The sequence below is a fragment of the Pseudomonas sp. E1BtOHC1 genome (assembly GCF_058744285.1).
In genome coordinates this window covers 6,919,529-6,936,782 of record NZ_CP196023.1, presented here as the reverse complement: position 1 = coordinate 6,936,782, position 17,254 = coordinate 6,919,529, and the positions used below count along the sequence as shown (strand labels likewise).

At 63.3% G+C, this 17,254-nt stretch carries 18 protein-coding genes; 12 read left to right on the top strand and 6 right to left on the bottom strand.

Annotated features, from left to right (window positions below; genetic code table 11):
• Positions 1-60: 60 nt before the first annotated feature.
• Positions 61-285, top strand: a complete 225-nt coding sequence (locus ACSSVC_RS31430; RefSeq protein ID WP_123724434.1) for a hypothetical protein — start codon at positions 61-63, stop codon at positions 283-285.
• 51 nt (positions 286-336) lie between these two features.
• Here the strand turns inward: ACSSVC_RS31430 and ACSSVC_RS31425 are convergent, their stop codons facing one another.
• On the bottom strand, positions 337-1,191 hold the full coding sequence (locus ACSSVC_RS31425; protein WP_492611856.1) for a shikimate dehydrogenase: 855 nt from the start codon (positions 1,189-1,191) through the stop codon (positions 337-339).
• Positions 1,188-1,637 carry a type II 3-dehydroquinate dehydratase gene (gene aroQ, locus ACSSVC_RS31420; RefSeq protein ID WP_346635951.1) on the bottom strand — a complete coding sequence of 150 codons (450 nt, stop codon included), beginning with the start codon at positions 1,635-1,637 and terminating at the stop codon, positions 1,188-1,190. Before aroQ ends, ACSSVC_RS31425 begins: the two co-directional genes overlap by 4 nt.
• A gap of 341 nt (positions 1,638-1,978) precedes the next feature.
• On the opposite strand from aroQ, the gene ACSSVC_RS31415 reads away from it, so the two are divergent.
• The 9 genes from ACSSVC_RS31415 to ACSSVC_RS31375 all read left to right on the top strand — a co-directional run bounded on the left by ACSSVC_RS31415 (position 1,979) and on the right by ACSSVC_RS31375 (position 12,786).
• Positions 1,979-2,401 (top strand): DUF4160 domain-containing protein, encoded by a 423-nt coding sequence (locus tag ACSSVC_RS31415; protein WP_346635952.1) that lies wholly within the window; start codon positions 1,979-1,981, stop codon positions 2,399-2,401.
• On the top strand, positions 2,398-2,844 hold the full coding sequence (locus ACSSVC_RS31410; RefSeq protein ID WP_346635953.1) for a DUF2442 domain-containing protein: 447 nt from the start codon (positions 2,398-2,400) through the stop codon (positions 2,842-2,844). The genes ACSSVC_RS31415 and ACSSVC_RS31410 overlap by 4 nt, the downstream gene beginning before the upstream one ends.
• A 122-nt stretch (positions 2,845-2,966) precedes the next feature.
• Positions 2,967-3,488 (top strand): RNA polymerase sigma factor, encoded by a 522-nt coding sequence (locus ACSSVC_RS31405; RefSeq protein ID WP_346635954.1) that lies wholly within the window; start codon positions 2,967-2,969, stop codon positions 3,486-3,488.
• Between the two features lie 63 nt (positions 3,489-3,551).
• Positions 3,552-4,565 (top strand): FecR family protein, encoded by a 1,014-nt coding sequence (locus ACSSVC_RS31400; RefSeq protein WP_446440419.1) that lies wholly within the window; start codon positions 3,552-3,554, stop codon positions 4,563-4,565.
• Between the two features lie 131 nt (positions 4,566-4,696).
• Positions 4,697-7,402 carry a TonB-dependent receptor gene (locus tag ACSSVC_RS31395; protein WP_492611855.1) on the top strand — a complete coding sequence of 902 codons (2,706 nt, stop codon included), beginning with the start codon at positions 4,697-4,699 and terminating at the stop codon, positions 7,400-7,402.
• An 83-nt stretch (positions 7,403-7,485) separates the two neighbouring features.
• Positions 7,486-8,103, top strand: coding sequence for a heme acquisition protein HasA (locus tag ACSSVC_RS31390; RefSeq protein WP_346635957.1), 618 nt, complete (start codon positions 7,486-7,488; stop codon positions 8,101-8,103).
• Positions 8,104-8,321: 218 nt separating this feature from the next.
• Positions 8,322-10,106, top strand: a complete 1,785-nt coding sequence (locus ACSSVC_RS31385; protein ID WP_492611854.1) for a type I secretion system permease/ATPase — start codon at positions 8,322-8,324, stop codon at positions 10,104-10,106.
• Entirely contained in the window at positions 10,103-11,452 is a 1,350-nt protein-coding gene (locus ACSSVC_RS31380; protein WP_346635959.1) for an HlyD family type I secretion periplasmic adaptor subunit, read from the top strand. The genes ACSSVC_RS31385 and ACSSVC_RS31380 overlap by 4 nt, the downstream gene beginning before the upstream one ends.
• Positions 11,449-12,786 (top strand): TolC family outer membrane protein, encoded by a 1,338-nt coding sequence (locus ACSSVC_RS31375; protein ID WP_346635960.1) that lies wholly within the window; start codon positions 11,449-11,451, stop codon positions 12,784-12,786. Before ACSSVC_RS31380 ends, ACSSVC_RS31375 begins: the two co-directional genes overlap by 4 nt.
• A 173-nt stretch (positions 12,787-12,959) precedes the next feature.
• On the opposite strand, the gene trmA is transcribed toward ACSSVC_RS31375, so the two are convergent.
• Together trmA and ACSSVC_RS31365 are read right to left on the bottom strand one after the other, a co-directional pair.
• Positions 12,960-14,039: a tRNA (uridine(54)-C5)-methyltransferase TrmA gene (trmA, locus tag ACSSVC_RS31370; protein ID WP_346635961.1), complete on the bottom strand. Its 1,080-nt coding sequence runs from the start codon at positions 14,037-14,039 to the stop codon at positions 12,960-12,962.
• Entirely contained in the window at positions 14,036-15,331 is a 1,296-nt protein-coding gene (locus ACSSVC_RS31365) for an NCS2 family permease (protein WP_346635962.1), read from the bottom strand. Before ACSSVC_RS31365 ends, trmA begins: the two co-directional genes overlap by 4 nt.
• Positions 15,332-15,538: 207 nt before the next feature.
• On the opposite strand from ACSSVC_RS31365, the gene ACSSVC_RS31360 reads away from it, so the two are divergent.
• Complete coding sequence (locus ACSSVC_RS31360; RefSeq protein WP_346635963.1) at positions 15,539-15,988, top strand: DUF4879 domain-containing protein; 450 nt, start codon at positions 15,539-15,541, stop codon at positions 15,986-15,988.
• A 62-nt stretch (positions 15,989-16,050) separates the two neighbouring features.
• Positions 16,051-16,602 carry a DJ-1 family glyoxalase III gene (locus ACSSVC_RS31355; RefSeq protein WP_346635964.1) on the top strand — a complete coding sequence of 184 codons (552 nt, stop codon included), beginning with the start codon at positions 16,051-16,053 and terminating at the stop codon, positions 16,600-16,602.
• Positions 16,603-16,605: 3 nt separating this feature from the next.
• Here ACSSVC_RS31355 and ACSSVC_RS31350 read toward each other — a convergent pair whose 3' ends face one another.
• Complete coding sequence (locus ACSSVC_RS31350; RefSeq protein ID WP_016966170.1) at positions 16,606-16,896, bottom strand: HigA family addiction module antitoxin; 291 nt, start codon at positions 16,894-16,896, stop codon at positions 16,606-16,608.
• A 15-nt stretch (positions 16,897-16,911) separates the two neighbouring features.
• Complete coding sequence (locus ACSSVC_RS31345; RefSeq protein WP_404937712.1) at positions 16,912-17,190, bottom strand: type II toxin-antitoxin system RelE/ParE family toxin; 279 nt, start codon at positions 17,188-17,190, stop codon at positions 16,912-16,914.
• Positions 17,191-17,254: the final 64 nt, after the last annotated feature.

Below are 17,254 nucleotides of genomic sequence, written 5' to 3'. Positions count from 1 at the left end.
CGCCCGTAAGATCGCCACCAACCCCGTTCCTGATCCACCCCACACGACAAGGAAAGCACCATGGGTAACCCCGTCCCAACGCTTAAAATCATTCTGATTCTGATGATCGTCGTCGACACATTCTGGTTCGGTGAGCGCCTGCTGTCCCTGACCGGGTTCAGCGTATTCGACTGGTTGCCGAGCTCGGTGATCAATCTGGTGGGCATCCTTGGCAGCCTGCTGATGATCCTCTTCAACGTGCTGCTGATTGGCTTGCTCTCACGCTTGCAGCTCAAGTCCGAATAAACGCAGTGCCTGTAGCCGCTGCCAGGGCGAGCGGCTACAGGCACTGGCGCGTCAGCCATTCATGTTCTGGAAATGCGCCAGCATGCGTTGCGGGTCGGCGCTGCGTCCGCTGAACAGCTCGAACGCCTTGACCGCCTGGAACACGGCCATGGTGCCGCCATCCAGGGTCCGGCAACCCAGGGCACGGGCATTGCGCAGTAGCTCGGTTTCCAGCGGGAAGTAGACGATTTCGGCCACCCACAGATCCGCTCGCAGCAGTTCCACTGGCACCGGCATGCCTGGCAACTTCGCCATGCCCATGGGCGTGGTGTTGACCAGGCCGTCGGCGCTCGCCAGGGTGCTGGACAGGTCGCCTCCGGCCTTGGCCCGAGCGGCGCCGAAATGCTGGTTGAGGTTGTCCGCCAGGCTTTGCGCCCGCTGCTGCTCCACATCGAAAATACTCAGTTGTTCCACGCCTTCGCTGAGCAGGGCGTGGGCCACTGCCGCTCCGGCGCCGCCTGCCCCCATCTGCACCACGTGCCGCCTGGCCACACCTTGCAGGCCGCGCCGGAATCCTTCGGCAAACCCCAGGCAGTCGGTGTTGTGGCCGACCCGCTTGCCGTCCTTGAGTACTACCGTGTTGACCGCGCCAATGCCGCGAGCCTCGGGGGACAGTTCGTCCAGCAGCGGCAGAATGCTCTGCTTGCAGGGAAAGGTGATGTTCAGGCCGGTGAAGTTCATCCGCTCGGCGGCCTTGAGCAGATCGGGCAGGGCGCTGCTGTCGAGTCCCAGTTGATCCAGGTCGATCAGTCGATAGAGGTAGCGCAGGTTCTGCGCGTCGCCTTCGTGTTCATGCAGGGCCGGGGTGCGCGAAGCCTGGATGCCGGCGCCAATCAGCCCGGCCAGAACGCCAGTGTGGATGGTCATGCGCCTTGCTCCTTGAACCGCAGGCTGAAGTGTTGAAGGGCCAGGCGATAGCCGTGGCTGCCAAAGCCGCACATCACCGCCAGGGCAATACCCGAGACAAAGGAGTGATGGCGGAACGGTTCGCGGGCATGGACGTTGGACAGATGCACTTCGATCACCGGCAGTTCACTGGCCACCAGCGCATCGCGGATCGCCACCGACGTGTGGGTCCAGGCGGCGGGGTTGATCACGATGCCGGAGCAACGGCCGCGGGCGGCGTGAATCCAATCCAGCAATTCGCCTTCGTGGTTGGTCTGGCGAAACTCCACGGCCAGGCCGAGTTCCTCGGCGGCACGGCCGCACAAGGCAGAGACATCAGCCAGGGTTTCGTGGCCATAAGTGGCGGGTTCACGGGTGCCGAGCAGGTTCAGGTTCGGGCCGTTAAGCACCAGAACGATAGGACGCATGGGGGTAGATCTCCGTTGTTATTGTCAGCCTCGGGAGAGGGTACGAGGCACTGGGGAGTTAAATTGTACTAACTGGTTAATTTGGTCAATTGATGGCCGAGAGGGGAGGCCGGGAAGGGTGATTAAGTGTTCGATAATCGAACGCTGTTATTGGCGATGGCCGTGGCGAGGCTTTGCCCGGCAATAAATGCTGACGACTTTGCGGCCGCCCGGACGCCTTCCTGGCCTTCACCGTGACTAACCTCAAGTAGGTCAACTCACTGCTGCCCTTTCAGGCCGGTGGTCGGATTAATTATGGAAACACGAGTCTTTGGACTCAATAACCTAACGGATGGGTTAACATGAAAGTGTTCGTTTACAAGGGCTATGCGGTCGTCGTCATGTTGCGTGACGAACATTGCCCACCTCATGTGCATGTGGATGGTGGTCGTTGGAGTGCCCGTTTTCGATTCAGCTTCTGGCACAACGGCGTCGAGCTCTGGGATGTTGTCCCCCATGGTCGCCGTCCAGCCCTGGCAGTTCTTGGGGGACTGCGCCAGGCCTTGAAGCAACGGGTGCATCTGGCCCGGCGTATCTGGTGGAGCAAGTTGCATACCTTGTGCCTTGAGCATCAGTTGTGGGATTGGCAAGCGAATGCTGTGGTTGAACGTTCAAGCACCGGCTGCACGGTTTACCTGATTGAGTCGGCGCACTACGAGGAACAACGAAACCTGACTCGCCTGACCCTGCTGGGCGCGGCGCAAGGAGTGGAGATCGAACTATGAAAGTCGTCAAGGCAGCGGTGCCCGTCGATGTGCCCTTGACCCAGGCGTTGCTGGATCAAGCAATCGAACGCGGTGAGGCTCGTCATGAAGCGGGTTTGCAAGTCAGCACCTTGAGCTATGGGACCGGCTGCCTGTGCCTGGGCTTTGCCGATGGCAGCTCGATTCATTTGCCTGTGGAAAACTATCCGGAGCTGGCGGCGCTGAGCGACACCCAATTGCAGCAACTGCAGTTGGGCTTTTCCGCCACGGCGGTGTGCCATGAAGCCGTGGATCTGCAACTGTCGATTATCGGACTGCTGTCCGCCAGCAAGCCGCTGATGAAACTGGCGACCCAGTTGGTCACGTCCCGTAACGGTCGGCAAAGCAGCGCGGCCAAGGCTCGGGCGGCACGCCTGAACGGCAAGAAGGGCGGCCGGCCGCGCAAGGTCGAGGTGCCAGCCTAGGTCCTGGAGAGCGGCTCGCAACTGCCGTAACCGTTCGCTAATGAATACTGATATCAATTGAAAATCATTCTCGACTGACCGTAAGATGCCCGGCAATTTCCTTCATGTTCCAGGGAGTCGGTTTGTCGGACGTGGATCTCAAGGGACTGTTTCTCAAGCATGCCGCGACCTTGCGTGGGTACCTGGCGCGCAAGGTACGGGACCCGCAGTTGGCCGCAGATCTGGTGCAGGAGAGTTTTCTGCGGCTGGCCGAGCAAACGCGCGGTGAGCGAATCGACAACTCCCAGGGCTATCTCTACCGCACGGCGAACAACCTGCTGATCGACCATGTACGTCAGGAGGCGCGGCGCAAGACCGAGACCGTGCCCCATGAAGTGCTGGCCGACATCGAGGATGAGTCGGCCGGGTTGGAGGCTCAGGCGATGGCGCAACAACAGCGCAAGGCACTGAAACAGGCGATCATGGAACTGCCTGCGCGCACCCAGGAAATCTTTCGCCTGAACCGTATCGAAGGCATGACCCACGCCGAGGTGGCCCGGCACCTGAATATCTCCGACAGCTCGGTGCAAAAGCACCTGTCCCGGGCGCTGGCGTACGTGATGCAACGTCTGCAGGCTACCGACGGTCGGCCGGTCGACGAGTGAGTTACGGTAAAAGTCGGGGTCAGACGTCACTGCTTATATATAACGAGAAATCGAGATTCACACGTGAATAGCCAGGGTCCGCAAGAGCGCAGTATCACCGAGGCCGCCGCCGACTGGGCGGTGCGTTTGCAGGCGGGAACGCTGAACCCCGCCGAGCAGGCAGCACTTGCCCAGTGGCAGGCCGCCGACCCACGCCACCCCCAAGCCCTGGCGTTTGCCCGGCAGACCTGGGATGCCCTGGGAGAGCTGCGCCTGGACCCCGAGCTGGCGGCCACGGCCCCGCCACGGCGCCGGACGGGGCGACCCGTGCCTGCACTGCAGCGCCCGCGGCGTCGACGCGGACTGGTGCGGGCAGCCAGTGCGGCCATGCTGGTTCTGGCGGTTTTTCTGGGCTGGCTGCAAGGGCCGCAGGCACTGCTGTACCTGCAGGCCGACTACCTGACCGGCAAGGGCGAGGTGCGCACCGTGCAACTGGCCGATGGCAGCAAAGTGGAACTGGACTCGGGCAGCGCCATTCGCCTGGATTACAGCGGCGACAAGCGTCAGATCCAATTGCTGGCCGGCTCCGCGGTGTTTGATGTGGCGCCCATGGTCGGTGAGGAGAAGCGACCTTTTATCGTGCAGAGTGCCGGCGGCCAGACCCGAGCCCTGGGCACTCGTTTTGTGGTCGGGCGCGAGAGCGATCAACAAGCCTGGGTCGGTGTGTTGCAGCACAGTGTCGCGGTGAGCCTGGATGCCCCAGCGCAGCGTGGCACTTCCGAGCGGGTTGTGCAGGAGGGGCAGAGTGCACGCTATGACCCGCAGTCGGGGGTGGTGGCACTCGATGGGCTTGACCTGCAGCGGGCCACCAGTTGGCGGCGCGGAGTCCTGGTGTTCGACCGCCAGCCCCTGGGCGTGGTGGTGGAGCGCCTTAATCGCTATCGACCCGGGCGGGTGGTGCTGACTGACAGTGCCCTGGCCCAGCGTCAGGTCAGCGGCGTATTCCGCCTGGACATGCTCGACGCGGCCCTGGTCACCCTGACTCAGGAGTTGCAGGTGCGCCGTTTCGACCTGGCCGGCGTCAGCCTGATTTATTGAGGCCTGCGGGCCTTTTTTCCCCTTCGGTGAAAAATAATTGAAAAAACCTTACTGAGTTTTCCTGCCTGGCACGTCTAGCTAATTGAGATGCATTCGCATGCACAAAAGTAGCCAGCGCAGGAATACGGAACATGAGGGTAGGCAGTCGCACTGGAATTCACGCCGCAAGTCGTTTGGCCCTGGTCATTCACTTGGGCGTAGCAGGGCTGTTGGCGGGAGCCGGTTTGCTGCACGCGGCAGAGCCTGTGGGCACAGCCCCGCAGAGTGCTCAGCAGCAACGCGAACTGGATTTCGATATCCCTGCCCAGGCCCTCGGCAGTGCAGTGCTGGCTTTTGCCGAGCAGGCCGGAGTGCAGGTACTGTTCGACAGCCTGCGTCTGCATGGCTTGCACAGCTCACCGCTCAAGGGCCGCTACAGCGCCGAGGAAGGACTGGCGCGGCTGCTGGGCAATGCGCCAGTGGAATACCGCTTTACCGGCGAGCGCCAGGTGACCTTGAGCCGGGTGGAAACCGGTCGTGATGGCGCCCTGGCCTTGGCCCCCACCACGATTTCCGGCGGCCTCGAAGGCCGCCAGAGCGATTGGGTATACAACGCGCCGCGCTCGGTGAGCGTGGTCGGTCGCGAGCAGCTTGATCGCAATCCACCACGGCACGCAGCCGAGATGCTGGAGGAAACTTCCGGCGTGTATTCGGCGGTCAGCCAGCAGGACCCGGGCGTGTCGGTGAACATCCGCGGCATCCAGGACTATGGTCGGGTCAACATGTCGGTGGACGGCATGCGCCAGAACTATCAGCAGAGCGGCCACCAGCAGCGCAACGGAACGCTCTATGTCGATCCCGAGCTGCTCTCCGAAGTGGTGGTGGAGAAGGGCGCCACCTCGACCATGGGCGGGGCCGGAGTGATTGGCGGGGTCGCCAACTTTCGCACCATCGAGGCCCGCGACCTGCTCAAGCCTGGCCAGGAGATTGGCGGTCGAATTCGCCTGACCACCGGCTTGGGCGGCCGCAGCAACGGCACTCACTTCATCGGCAGCTCCGCCTTCGCCATCGGTACCGAAGTCTGGGACATGCTGCTGGCCGCCAGTGAACGGCATCTGGGGGACTACAAACCGGGGACCAAGGGCGGCATCGGCGAATTGCGCACCGGCAGTTGGATGGACCCGTCGATCAATGATCGGGTGAAGAATTCCAAGGTGGCCTATTCCGCTTCGGTGATGCGCTCGCGCCTGGTCAAGCTGGGGCTCAACCTGCCCCAGGACCAGCGTCTGCAACTGAGCTACCTGACCACTGAGGTGTCCTACGACGACGCCAACATGATGAACGTCGAGAACAAGGAGCAGCTCTGGGAAAAGCTCGGCAGCAGCGATGTGCATTCGCAGAACTTCGGCCTCGACTACAGCTACACCCCGGACAACCCGTTGATCGACTTCAAGGCCAAGCTCTACTACGTCGACAACAGCAATGACCAGAGCACCCTGACGCGCCGCAGCAGCCCTGGCTACTCGATCACCTACCAGACCGATACCTATGGCGCCCAAGCGCAGAACACTTCGACCTTTGCCCTGGGCGAGCTGTCCACGCTGAAGGCCAATTACGGCCTGGAGTTCTTCTACGACAAGGTTCGTCCCGACTCCAGCCAGCCGGTCCCCAAGGGCTCGGCGGTCAGCGCCTCGCCTGCGGCGAGCATGACCCCCGAGGGCGATCGAGCCCTGGGCAGCTTGTTCACGCGGCTGGATTTCGACTACGACGGTTGGCTGAATCTCAATGCCGGCTTGCGTTACGACCGCTACCGCCTGCGGGGCGAAACCGGAATCAACACCCGCACCTTCGTGATCGGCAAGACGCCCCAGCAGGTCTCGGTGCCGGTGGCCTATGACATCGATAACCAGGAAGGGCGCTTCTCGCCGACCTTCGGCCTGTCGGTCAAGCCCGGCGTCGAGTGGTTGCAGCTGTTCGCCAGCTATGGGAAGGGCTGGCGGCCACCGGCGGTGACCGAAACCATGATCACCGGTCGCCCCCATGGCGGAGGCTCGGAGAGCACGTTCCCCAATCCTTTTCTCAAGCCGGAGCGCTCCACCACCTGGGAAGCGGGATTCAACATCTTCAAGGAAAACCTCTGGTTCAACGATGACCGCCTGGGGGTCAAGGTGGCCTATTTCGATACCCGGGTCGATGACTTCATCTATATGGCCATGGGGGTACAGCCTCCTGGCTACGGCTCGCCCGGCATCGGTAACAGCGCCTACGTCAACGACCTCAGCAGCACCCGTTTCAAGGGCGTCGAGTACCAGCTCGACTATGACGCCGGTCGCGCCTACGGCCAGTTGAATTACACCCACATGATCGGCGACAACGATTTCTGCATGAAGACCGCCTGGTTGGGAGGAGTGACCCAGCCGGTGAAGAACGGCACGGGGCGTGGCGCGATCGTCACCGGCATGCGTCCCGATGATGCGGCCAACAATGCCAGCCGCTGTAATGCCGCGATCCTCGGCTCGGCCGAACACATGCCCATGGACCGCGGCACCCTGACCCTGGGCGCGCGCTTTTTCGAACGCAAACTGGATATCGGTGCCAGGGCCCGCTACAGCGCCGGCTACTCGATCGCCGGCTCGGCGACCGGGACCGTGAGCCAAACGGGCGTCTACCCCGCCGACTGGAAGCCCTACACCGTCTATGACCTGTATGGCAGCTACCGCGCCACTGAAGAACTGACCCTGCGCCTGGCCATGGAAAACGTCACCGACCGCGCCTATCTGGTGCCCCTCGGGGATGTCCTGGCCTTCACCCTCGGCCGTGGCCGCACCTTGCAGGGCACCGTGGAATATCAGTTCTGACCGCTTTTGCCCACTGAAGGGCAAAACCGCAGCAGGCACTGGCGTGCTGTGGACATGACCCACCTAATGTATTGGAGTTTTGCATGAGCATTTCGATCTCTTACAGCGCTACCTACGGCGGTAACACTGTTGCGCAATACCTGACTGACTGGTCGGCCTACTTCGGCGATGTCAACCACCGCCCAGGCCAAGTGGTTGATGGCACCAATACCGGTGGTTTCAACCCGGGTCCGTTCGACGGCACCCAGTACGCCATCAAGAGCACCGCCAGCGACGCGGCCTTCGTGGCCGACGGCAACCTGCACTACACCCTGTTCAGCAACCCGAGCCATACCCTGTGGGGCTCGCTGGACAGCGTTTCCCTGGGCGACACCCTCGCCGGTGGTTCGGGCACCAACTACAACCTGGTCACTCAGGAAGTCAGCTTCACCAACCTGGGCCTCAACAGCCTGAAAGATGAAGGCCGTGCAGGTGAAGTGCACAAGGTGGTCTACGGCCTGATGAGCGGCGACAGCTCGGCACTGGCCGGCGAGATCGATGCCCTGCTCAAGGCGATCGACCCAAGCCTGTCGGTGAACTCCACTTTCGACGACCTGGCCGCCGCCGGTGTTGCCCACGTCACCCCAGCGGCCGCCGCTGCAGCCGATGTCGGCCTGGTGGGTGTGCAGGATGTGGCCCAGGACTGGGCACTGGCCGCCTGAGTGCCGGCTTGAGGCATAAAAAAGCGAATGCAGGATCGCTCCTCCATTCGCTGGCTTGACTCACCTCCGTCGCCCGAGTTTTCGAAGGCCAGGGCGGCGGCGGTGGCAAATTCTGGGGAGCGCCGTGGTGCCTGTCAACGCACGGGGCGCGCCTCTTGTCGTTCCGCTCTGCCTGAGCGGAAGACCCTGTATCCCTAAACTCTCCACAGGACACCTTGATGAGCAGGCCGAATCCACTTGCCGCTTCCGAGACGCTGGCGGCCCTGACGGCCTACAAGGGCGGCTTTTTCAACATTGGCCTGTTCTCGGCGGTGATCAATCTGCTGATGCTGGCCCCGGCCCTGTACATGCTGCAGGTCTACGACCGAGTGCTGGCCTCGGGCAATCAGATGACCCTGTTGATGCTGACGCTGATGATCCTCGGCCTGTTCGGTCTGATGGGGGCGTTGGAGTGGGTCCGCAGCCAGGTGGTGATCCACCTCGGCACCCAGATGGACATGCGCCTGAACCAGCGGGTGTATGACGCCGCCTTCGAGGCCCAGCTCAAGGGAAGCCCCCAGGCCGCCGGCCAGGCCTTGAATGACCTGACCGCGCTGCGCCAGTTCGCCACCGGCAATGCCTTGTTCGCGTTCTTCGATGCGCCCTGGTTCCCGGTCTACCTGCTGGTGATCTTCCTCTTTCACCCCTGGCTCGGCCTGCTGGCCCTGGCCGGTGCGGTGTTGCTGGTGGCGCTGGCCTGGATCAACCAGCATATCTGCCAGGCGCCGCTGGCCCAGGCTAGCCAGTTGTCGATCATCACCAGCCAGCAGGCCACAGCCAACCTGCGCAACGCCGACGCCATCGAAGCCATGGGTATGCTCGGCGCCCTGCGCGAGCGCTGGTTCGTCGGCCACCAGGGCTTTCTTGCCCAGCAGAACCTGGCCAGTGAAAAGACCGCCACCATCAGCGCCTGGTCCAAGGGCGTGCGCATGGCCTTGCAGTCCCTGGTGCTGGGCCTGGGCGCGTGGCTGGCGGTGCAGGGGCAGATCACTCCGGGGATGATGATCGCAGGCTCGATCCTGATGGGCCGGGTGCTCAGCCCCATCGACCAACTGATCGCGGTCTGGAAGCAATGGAGCTCGGCGCGTCTGGCCTACGAGCGCCTGTCGCAGCTGCTGCAGGCCAACCCGCCACGGCCGGCGCGCATGAGCCTGCCGACGCCCAAGGGCAAGTTGAGTGTCGAGCAGTTGAGTGCCTGTGCCCCCGGCAGCCGGCGCCCGGCCCTGAGCAACCTCGGTTTCACCCTGGAGGCCGGCCAGGTCCTGGGGGTGATCGGCCCTTCTGGTTGCGGCAAGTCGACTTTGGCCCGGCTGTTGGTCGGTGCCTGGACGCCCCTGACGGGTAAGGTGCGCCTGGATGGCGCGGACCTGGCCCAGTGGGACAAGCAGCAATTGGGTCCGCATATCGGTTACCTGCCCCAGGACATCCAGCTGTTCGCCGGCAGCATTGCCGAGAACATCGCGCGTTTCGGCTCGCTAGACACGGATCAGGTTCTGCAGGCCGCGCAGATGGCCGGGGTGCATGAGCTGATCCTGCAACTGCCCCAGGGGTATGACACGCGCCTGGGTGAGGGCGGTGCCGGCCTGTCCGGTGGGCAGCGCCAGCGCATTGGCCTGGCGCGCGCGTTGTACGGCCTGCCGGCGCTGATCGTACTCGACGAACCCAATTCCAACCTCGATGAAGCCGGCGAACAGGCGCTGTTGCAGGCTATCAGCCAACTCAAGCAACGGCAGCGGACCCTGGTGCTGATCACCCACAAGCCCAACGTGCTGACCCTGACCGACCAACTGATGATCCTGCGCGAGGGCCAACTGCAAGCCTTCGGCCCTACGGCGCGGGTGCTGGAGGCGAACCAGAAGGCCAAGGCTGCGCCGCCACCCGCGGTCCCGGTAAGCAATCCGGTAACCAGCCTGAATATGAATTACCGCCTGGGCGTGGCCGGCGGCGAAGGGAAAAAAGCATGAAGGCGAGTGTATCCACAGGCTCGGTTGCGCCGGTCGCTGGTCCAGCCGCCAGCAATGTACTGTCCCTGGACGACCGGAAGTATTCACGGCTCGGCTGGCTCCTGGTGCTGGGAGGCTTTGCCGGGTTCATCGGCTGGGCCGCCCTGGCGCCGCTGGACAAGGGCGTGGCGGTGTCGGGCAAGGTCATGGTCTCGGGCCATCGCAAGACGGTGCAGCACCAGAGCGGCGGTATCGTCGAGCGGATCGAGGTCAAGGAGGGCGACCGGGTCAGTGCCGGGCAGGTGCTGTTACGGCTCAACGAGACCCCCCTGCGCACCCAGATGCAGTCCTTGCGCAGCCAGTACCTGGGTTCCCTGGCCAGCGAAGCACGGCTCAATGCCGAGCGCGATGGTGCCAGCGATATCGTCTTCGATCCACAGCTCCAGGCCCTGGCGGGAGAGCCGGAAGTGGCTGCCAGCCTGGCCCTGCAACGGCAGTTATTCAGCAGCCGACGTCAGGCCCTGAGCATGGAGCAACAGGGGATTGCCGAAACCATTGCCGGGTCCGAAGCGCAGTTGCGCGGCACCCGGGATTCCCAGGCCAGCAAGCTGGCGCAGCGCAAAGCCTTGAACGAACAGTTGCAGGGGCTGCGGGAGCTGGCCCGGGACGGCTACATCCCACGCAATCGCCTGCTGGACAGTGAGCGCTTGTACGCGCAGATCGACGGCTCGATCGCCGAGGACTTCGGCCGCATCGGCCAGTTGCAGCGGCAGATCCTCGAACTGCGACTGCGCATCCGCCAGTCCACGGAGGACTTTCAGAAGGACCTGCGCAGCCAGTTGGCCGATACCCGGATTCGCACTGAAGACCTGCGCAATCGCCTGGCCTCCGCCGAATTCGAACTGGCCAACAGCCAGGTGCGCGCCCCGGCTGCGGGGGTGGTGGTGGGCCTGGAGGTGTACACCGAGGGCGGGGTGATCAAGCCGGGCCAGCCGCTGATGGACATCGTGCCCCAGGACGAACCCCTGCTGGTGGAGGCGCGGGTGCCGGTGCAACTGGTGGACAAGGTGCACCCGGGGCTGGCGGTGGAGTTGATGTTCTCGGCCTTTAACCAGAGCACCACGCCGAGGGTGCCGGGGGAGGTGACCCTGGTGTCCGCCGACCGGCAAGTGGATGAGCGCACCGAGGAGCCTTACTACACCCTGCGGGCCACGGTCAGCGCCCAGGGCATGCAGCAGTTGCAGGGCTTGCAGATACGTCCGGGGATGCCGGTGGAAGCCTTCGTCCGTACCGGCGAGCGTTCGATGCTCAATTACCTGTTCAAGCCCCTGCTGGACCGGACTCACATGGCGTTGGTGGAAGAATGAGTCGAGTCTGGTGGTACCTGCCTGTGTTGTGCCTGTTGTGCAGCCCTTCGGTTCAGGCCCTGGGTTTGCTCGATGCCTACGATCTGGCCTTGCGTAACGACCCGACTTTCCAGGCCGCGATCAAGGAGCGCGATGCCGGGGAAGAGAACCGTGTGATTGGTCGTGCCGGGCTGCTGCCGAACCTGTCCTGGAACTACAACAATTCGCGCAACCAGTCCGAAGTGACCCAAGAGACGGTCCGCGGTGATGTCACCAATGACCGGGACTACCGCAGCTACGCCTCGACCCTGACCCTGCAACAGCCGTTGCTCGACTACGAAGCCTATGCGCGCTACCGCCAAGGTTCGGCCCAGGCGCTGTTCGCCGATGAACGCTTTCGCGGCAAGAGCCAGGAACTGGCGGTGCGCTTGCTCGGTGCCTACAGCCAGGCGCTGCTGGCCCAGGAGCGCATCGAGCTGAGCCGGGCGCAGAAGCGTGCCTACGCCGAACGCTTGCAGCTCAACGAACGCTTGCTCAAAGGCGGCGAGGGCACCCGTACCGATGTGCTGGAGACCCAGGCGCGGCTGAGCCTGGCCCTGGCGCAGGAGATCGAGGCCCAGGACCAGCAGGATGCGGCCCTGCGCGAACTGCAAGCCATCGTTGGCGAGCCCTTGCAGATCGACGAGCTGGACCCGCTGACCCGGCAGTTCGAGATCCAGCCGCTGCTGCCCAACCGCTTCGACAGCTGGCGCGACCTGGCCATGGCCAACAACCCGGAGCTGGCGTCCCAGCAGCAAGCGCTGCGGGTGGCGGAGTATGAAGTGGAGCGCAAGCGCGCCGGGCACCTGCCCAAGGTGAGTTTGTACGCCAGCAGCCGCCAGACCAGCTCTGATTCGGAGAGCTCCTACAACCAGAAGTACGACACCAACACCGTGGGTATCCAGGTCAGCCTGCCGCTGTTTGCCGGTGGTTCGGTATCGGCCTCGACCCGCCAGGCGGCCAGTCAGCTGTCCCAGGCGCAGTTCGAACTGGACGCCAAGACCGCCACTACCCTCAACGAGCTGCGCAAGCAGTTCAACCTCAACACCAGTGCAGCGGCCAAGGTTCGCGCCTATGAAATGGCCGTCAGCTCGGCCGAGGCCCTGGTGACCGCGACCCAGAAAAGTGTGCATGGCGGCGAGCGGGTCAACCTCGACGTCCTGGATGCCGAACAACAGCTATTCACCGCCCGTCGCGACTTGGCGGATGCCCGGCATGCCTACCTGCTGGCGCGGATTCAGCTCAAGTATTACGCCGGCCTGCTCAATGAACAGGACCTTCAGCAACTGGCCGACTACTTCCGCCCCGTCGGCTGAAACCCCGCTGTCCACACCAAAATCCACCCTCGTAGGAGCTGGCTTGCCAGCGAAGGTGCCGGCCGGATTGGTGCCAGTCTCAAGGGTCTCTTCGCCGGCGAGCCGGCTCCTACAGGGGGATGCAGAATGCCAACAGCCGTCACGAGGACGGCTGTTGGCGGGAGCGGGGTGTATCAGCGGCGGGTCAGCAGGACCCCGGATTCCATATGGTGGGTCCAGGGGAACTGGTCGAATAAAGCACAACGGGTGATGCGGTGGGTGTCGTGCAACTGGGCGATGTTGGCCGCCAGGGTTTCCGGGTTGCAGGAGATGTACAGGATGTTGTCGAAGCGCCGGGTCAGTTCGCAGGTGTCCGGGTCCATGCCGGCCCGGGGCGGGTCGACGAACACGCTGCCGAACTCGTAGCTCTTCAGATCCACGCCCTGCAGGCGGCGGAACGGGCGCACGTCGTTCAGGGCTTCAGTCAGTTCCTCAGCGGACAGACGCACCAGGGTGACGTTATCCACAGCGTTTTCGCTGAGGTTGCTCAAGGCGGCGTTGACCGAGGTCTTGCTGATCTCGGTGGCCAGCACCTTGCGCACTCGGGTGGCCAAGGGCAGGGTGAAGTTGCCGTTGCCGCAGTACAGTTCCAGCAGGTCGTCCTGGCGTTCGCCCAGGGCTTCATAGGCCCAGTTGAGCATCTTCTGGTTCACCGTGCCGTTGGGCTGGGTGAAGGCGCCTTCGGGTTGGCGGTAGCTGAAGGTACGCCCGCCGACTTCGAGCTTTTCCACCACATAGTCCTGGCCGATGACTTCGCGCTTGCCCTTGGAGCGACCGATCACGCTGACCTTGAGGTCGGCGGCCAATTGGCTCGCCGCCTTGTGCCAGTGCTCGTCCAGGGGACGGTGGTAGCACAGGGTGATCATCGCGTCGCCCGCCAGGGTGGTGAGGAACTCCACCTGGAACAGCTTGTGGCTCAGGGGCGCGCTGGCTTGCCAGGCGGCCTTGAGCTGGGGCATCAACTGGTTGATGCGCTGGCTGGCGATGGGGAACTCTTCAATGAGGATCGGCGTGCGCTTGTCGTCCTGGGAGAACATCGCGTAATGGCGTTCACCGGCTTCGCGCCACAGGCGGAACTCCGCCCGCAGACGGAAGTTCTGCAGGGGGGAGTCGAAGACCTGGGGCTCGGGGGCAGCGAAAGGCGCCAGCAGGTCACGCAGGCGCGTGACCTTGTCGTTCAATTGGGTGCTGTAGCTTGCGGCGTCAAAAGTCATGCGGCGAACCAACCCAGCTTGATCACGAACAATATCGACAGGATCACCAGCGGTGCGTTCAGCTCACGAGCGCGGCCCGACAGCAGCTTGATCGCGGTCCAGGCAATGAAGCCGAAGGCGATGCCGTTGGCGATCGAATAGGTGAACGGCATGGCCAGGGCAGTGACCACCACTGGAGCGGCGACGGTGATGTCGTCCCAGTCGATTTCCGCCAGGCCCGAGGTCATCAGCACGGCCACGAACAGCAGTGCAGGCGCGGTGGCGAACGGTGGCACGCTGGCCGCCAGCGGCGAGAAGAACAGTGCCAGCAGGAACAGGATCGCCACCACGATGGCGGTCAGGCCCGTGCGGCCACCGGCGCTCACGCCCGCAGCGGATTCGATGTAGCTGGTGGTGGTCGAGGTGCCCAGCAGGGAGCCGGCCATGGCGGCGGTGCTGTCAGCGATCAGCGCGCGGCCCATTTTCGGCATGTGGCCGTCCTTGCCCATCAGGCCGGCGCGCTTGGCGACGCCGATCAGGGTGCCGGAGTTGTCGAACAGATCAACGAACAGGAAGGCGAAGATCACGCTCACCAGACCAATGTCCAGGGCGCCCTTGATGTCCAGTTGCAGGAAAGTCGGGGCCAGGGACGGTGGCATCGAGGTCACGCCGGCGAACGGGGTGAAGCCCATGATGATCGAGGCAATGGTCACTGCGAGGATGCCGATCAGCACCGCACCGCGCACTTTCAGCGCTTCCAGGGCGACGATCAGAGCAAAGCCCAGGGTGGCGAGGATCGGCGCCGGTTTTTTCAGATCACCCAGGCCGACCATGGTGGCCTGGTTGCTGACCACGATGCCGGCGTTGTGCAGGGCGATCAGCGCCAGGAACAGGCCGATACCGGCAGCAATCGCCGAGCGCAGCGGCAGGGGGATGCTGTTGATGATCCATTCGCGGATCTTGAAGATCGACAGCAGGAAGAACAGCACCGCCGAAATGAACACCGCACCCAGCGCCACTTGCCAGGTATGGCCCATGTGCAGGACCACGGTGTAGGTGAAGAAGGCGTTCAGGCCCATGCCCGGTGCCAGGGCGATCGGGTAGTTGGCGATCAGGCCCATGACCGTGGAGCCGATGGCGGCAGCCAGACAGGTGGCGACGAACACTGCGCCCTTGTCCATGCCCGTCTCGCCGAGAATGCTCGGGTTGACGAAAAGAATGTAGGCCATGGCCAGGAAGGTGGTAACGCCCGCAAGAATCTCGGTGCGCACGTTGGTGTTGTGTGCCTTGAGTTGAAACAGCCTTTCCAGCATGTCTGCTCCCCGTGGCGCCGCCGGGCGCCGTGAATGTATCGACTCCAACAGCAAAGCACAGACTTTATAAGGTGCCTGCGGATTTGCTCTGGGTCGGAAAAAGCCGCGCATCATACCAGCAGCGTGGGCCAATGGCTGCGATCGTCGGCGATGTTTTGCCCCGCTGGCAAGTAGCGCATACTGCGCCCTGCTTTTAAGGGGGGATTTATGCGCAGCACAGTGAAAATGACAGCATTGACGTTGCTGGGGGCAGCGGCCTGCTGGCTGGCGGCTCCGGCCCTGGCGCGTTCGGCGCCGCCGTTGAGTCAGGTGGAAATTCTCAAGGTGCTGTCGCCGTCCTGCGGGCTGGAAGATGTCTCCGATGGGCGTGAACGCACCCAGTGCGACCACAACGGCCCGAACATCAAGGTCTACGTGCTGGAGATCGGCTACGGCCGCGAGCCCCATGTGAACCTGGACGGTTTCGAGGTCGACGGCACTCGCTCACCGGTGTGCGAGGACGGCTCCGCCTATGTGCCCTGCGGCAACTCGGGAATCACCGTCGGCTACATCTATGTGTTCGATCTGGCGGGCAAACAGGAAGGCACCTTCAGTTTCAGCAACACCTCACTCAACGCACCGGGCAATACCCTGAGCGCGCAGATCTACATCAAGTAGCTTCGAACGGCGTTCGGTAAAGCTGACTAAGCTCTAAAGACCTTCCTTGTGGAGTCATCCCCATGACCTTCAGAGCCTTGGTCACCCTTGCCGAAGGCATCGATGACCTGCAGAGCGTGACCCTGATCGACGTATTGCGCCGCGCTGAAGTCGAAGTGCTGGCCGCCAGCGTCGAAGGCCGGCGCATGCTGACTTGCGCACGCGGCACCCGGCTGACCGCCGACGCCATGCTGGTGGATGTACTGGCCCAGAGCTTCGACCTGATCGTGCTGCCCGGCGGCGCGGTGGGGGCTCAGCATCTGGCGGGTCATCAACCTCTGATGCAGTTGGTCAAGGATCAGGCCGCGGCTGGGCGCTTGTTTGCCGGCATTGCCGAAGCTCCAGCCCTGGCCCTGCAGGCCTTCGGGGTGCTGCGCCAAAGGCGCATGACCTGCCTGCCCAGCGCCAGCCATCAACTGTTGGGCTGCAACTTTGTCGACCAGCCAGTAGTGGTGGATGGCAATTGCATCACGGCTCAAAGCTCAGGGGCCGCATTGGCGTTTGCCCTGACCCTGGTGGAGGCCCTGTGCGGCCGCGGCAAGCGTGCCCAGGTGGCTGGAGAGTTGCTGGTTTAGGGATCAGCCGACATGGGCCGCGATAGGCTCGATCACTGGTTGCAGTTCCTGCTCGGTGTGCCAGATGTCGTAATCGGCCTGCACCGCCAGCCAGACCTTGGCCTTGCCGATTCCGGCGCGTTCCAGGCGGACCGCCAGTTCCGCGCGGATCGGTGCATGACCGTTCAACACCTTGGACAGGTGCGGGCGGGCATAGCCGATATGCCGGGCCAGCTCCGTCACGCTGATGCCCAGTTCGGGCAAGACATCCAGGCGCAGGGTGTCACCGGGGTGGGGCGGGTTGTGGATGGGCATGATCCTGCCTCCTGTTCAGTGGTAGTCCAGATAATCCACCAGCTCGATATCCGAACCTACGAAACGAAAGATCACTCGCCAGTTGCCGGACACCATCAGGGACCAATAGCCGTGCAGGTCGCCCTTGAGCGGGTGCAGCCGCCAGCCCGGCAGGTTGAGGTCTGCCGGTTCGCTGGCGTGATCCATGAACGACAGCTGGCGGGCCAGCCGTCGTGCATGCTCAGCCCGTATTCCACGAGTCGATCCGGTTTCATAGAAGGCGCGTAGGCCTTTGTGCTGAAAGGACTTGATCATGGGGGACGAGTGTAAGGCGATACCTTACACTCTTCGTAGCGGTTTTGTATTGCAGAGAATGATC

Coding starts and splice junctions, on each gene's coding strand:
- ACSSVC_RS31430 (WP_123724434.1), top strand. CDS start 61: ATGGGTAACCCCGTCCCAACGCTTAAAATCATTCTGATTCTGATGATC.
- ACSSVC_RS31425 (WP_492611856.1), bottom strand. CDS start 1,191: ATGACCATCCACACTGGCGTTCTGGCCGGGCTGATTGGCGCCGGCATC.
- aroQ (WP_346635951.1), bottom strand. CDS start 1,637: ATGCGTCCTATCGTTCTGGTGCTTAACGGCCCGAACCTGAACCTGCTC.
- ACSSVC_RS31415 (WP_346635952.1), top strand. CDS start 1,979: ATGAAAGTGTTCGTTTACAAGGGCTATGCGGTCGTCGTCATGTTGCGT.
- ACSSVC_RS31410 (WP_346635953.1), top strand. CDS start 2,398: ATGAAAGTCGTCAAGGCAGCGGTGCCCGTCGATGTGCCCTTGACCCAG.
- ACSSVC_RS31395 (WP_492611855.1), top strand. CDS start 4,697: ATGAGGGTAGGCAGTCGCACTGGAATTCACGCCGCAAGTCGTTTGGCC.
- ACSSVC_RS31390 (WP_346635957.1), top strand. CDS start 7,486: ATGAGCATTTCGATCTCTTACAGCGCTACCTACGGCGGTAACACTGTT.
- ACSSVC_RS31385 (WP_492611854.1), top strand. CDS start 8,322: ATGAGCAGGCCGAATCCACTTGCCGCTTCCGAGACGCTGGCGGCCCTG.
- ACSSVC_RS31380 (WP_346635959.1), top strand. CDS start 10,103: ATGAAGGCGAGTGTATCCACAGGCTCGGTTGCGCCGGTCGCTGGTCCA.
- ACSSVC_RS31375 (WP_346635960.1), top strand. CDS start 11,449: ATGAGTCGAGTCTGGTGGTACCTGCCTGTGTTGTGCCTGTTGTGCAGC.
- trmA (WP_346635961.1), bottom strand. CDS start 14,039: ATGACTTTTGACGCCGCAAGCTACAGCACCCAATTGAACGACAAGGTC.
- ACSSVC_RS31365 (WP_346635962.1), bottom strand. CDS start 15,331: ATGCTGGAAAGGCTGTTTCAACTCAAGGCACACAACACCAACGTGCGC.
- ACSSVC_RS31360 (WP_346635963.1), top strand. CDS start 15,539: ATGCGCAGCACAGTGAAAATGACAGCATTGACGTTGCTGGGGGCAGCG.
- ACSSVC_RS31355 (WP_346635964.1), top strand. CDS start 16,051: ATGACCTTCAGAGCCTTGGTCACCCTTGCCGAAGGCATCGATGACCTG.
- ACSSVC_RS31350 (WP_016966170.1), bottom strand. CDS start 16,896: ATGCCCATCCACAACCCGCCCCACCCCGGTGACACCCTGCGCCTGGAT.
- ACSSVC_RS31345 (WP_404937712.1), bottom strand. CDS start 17,190: ATGATCAAGTCCTTTCAGCACAAAGGCCTACGCGCCTTCTATGAAACC.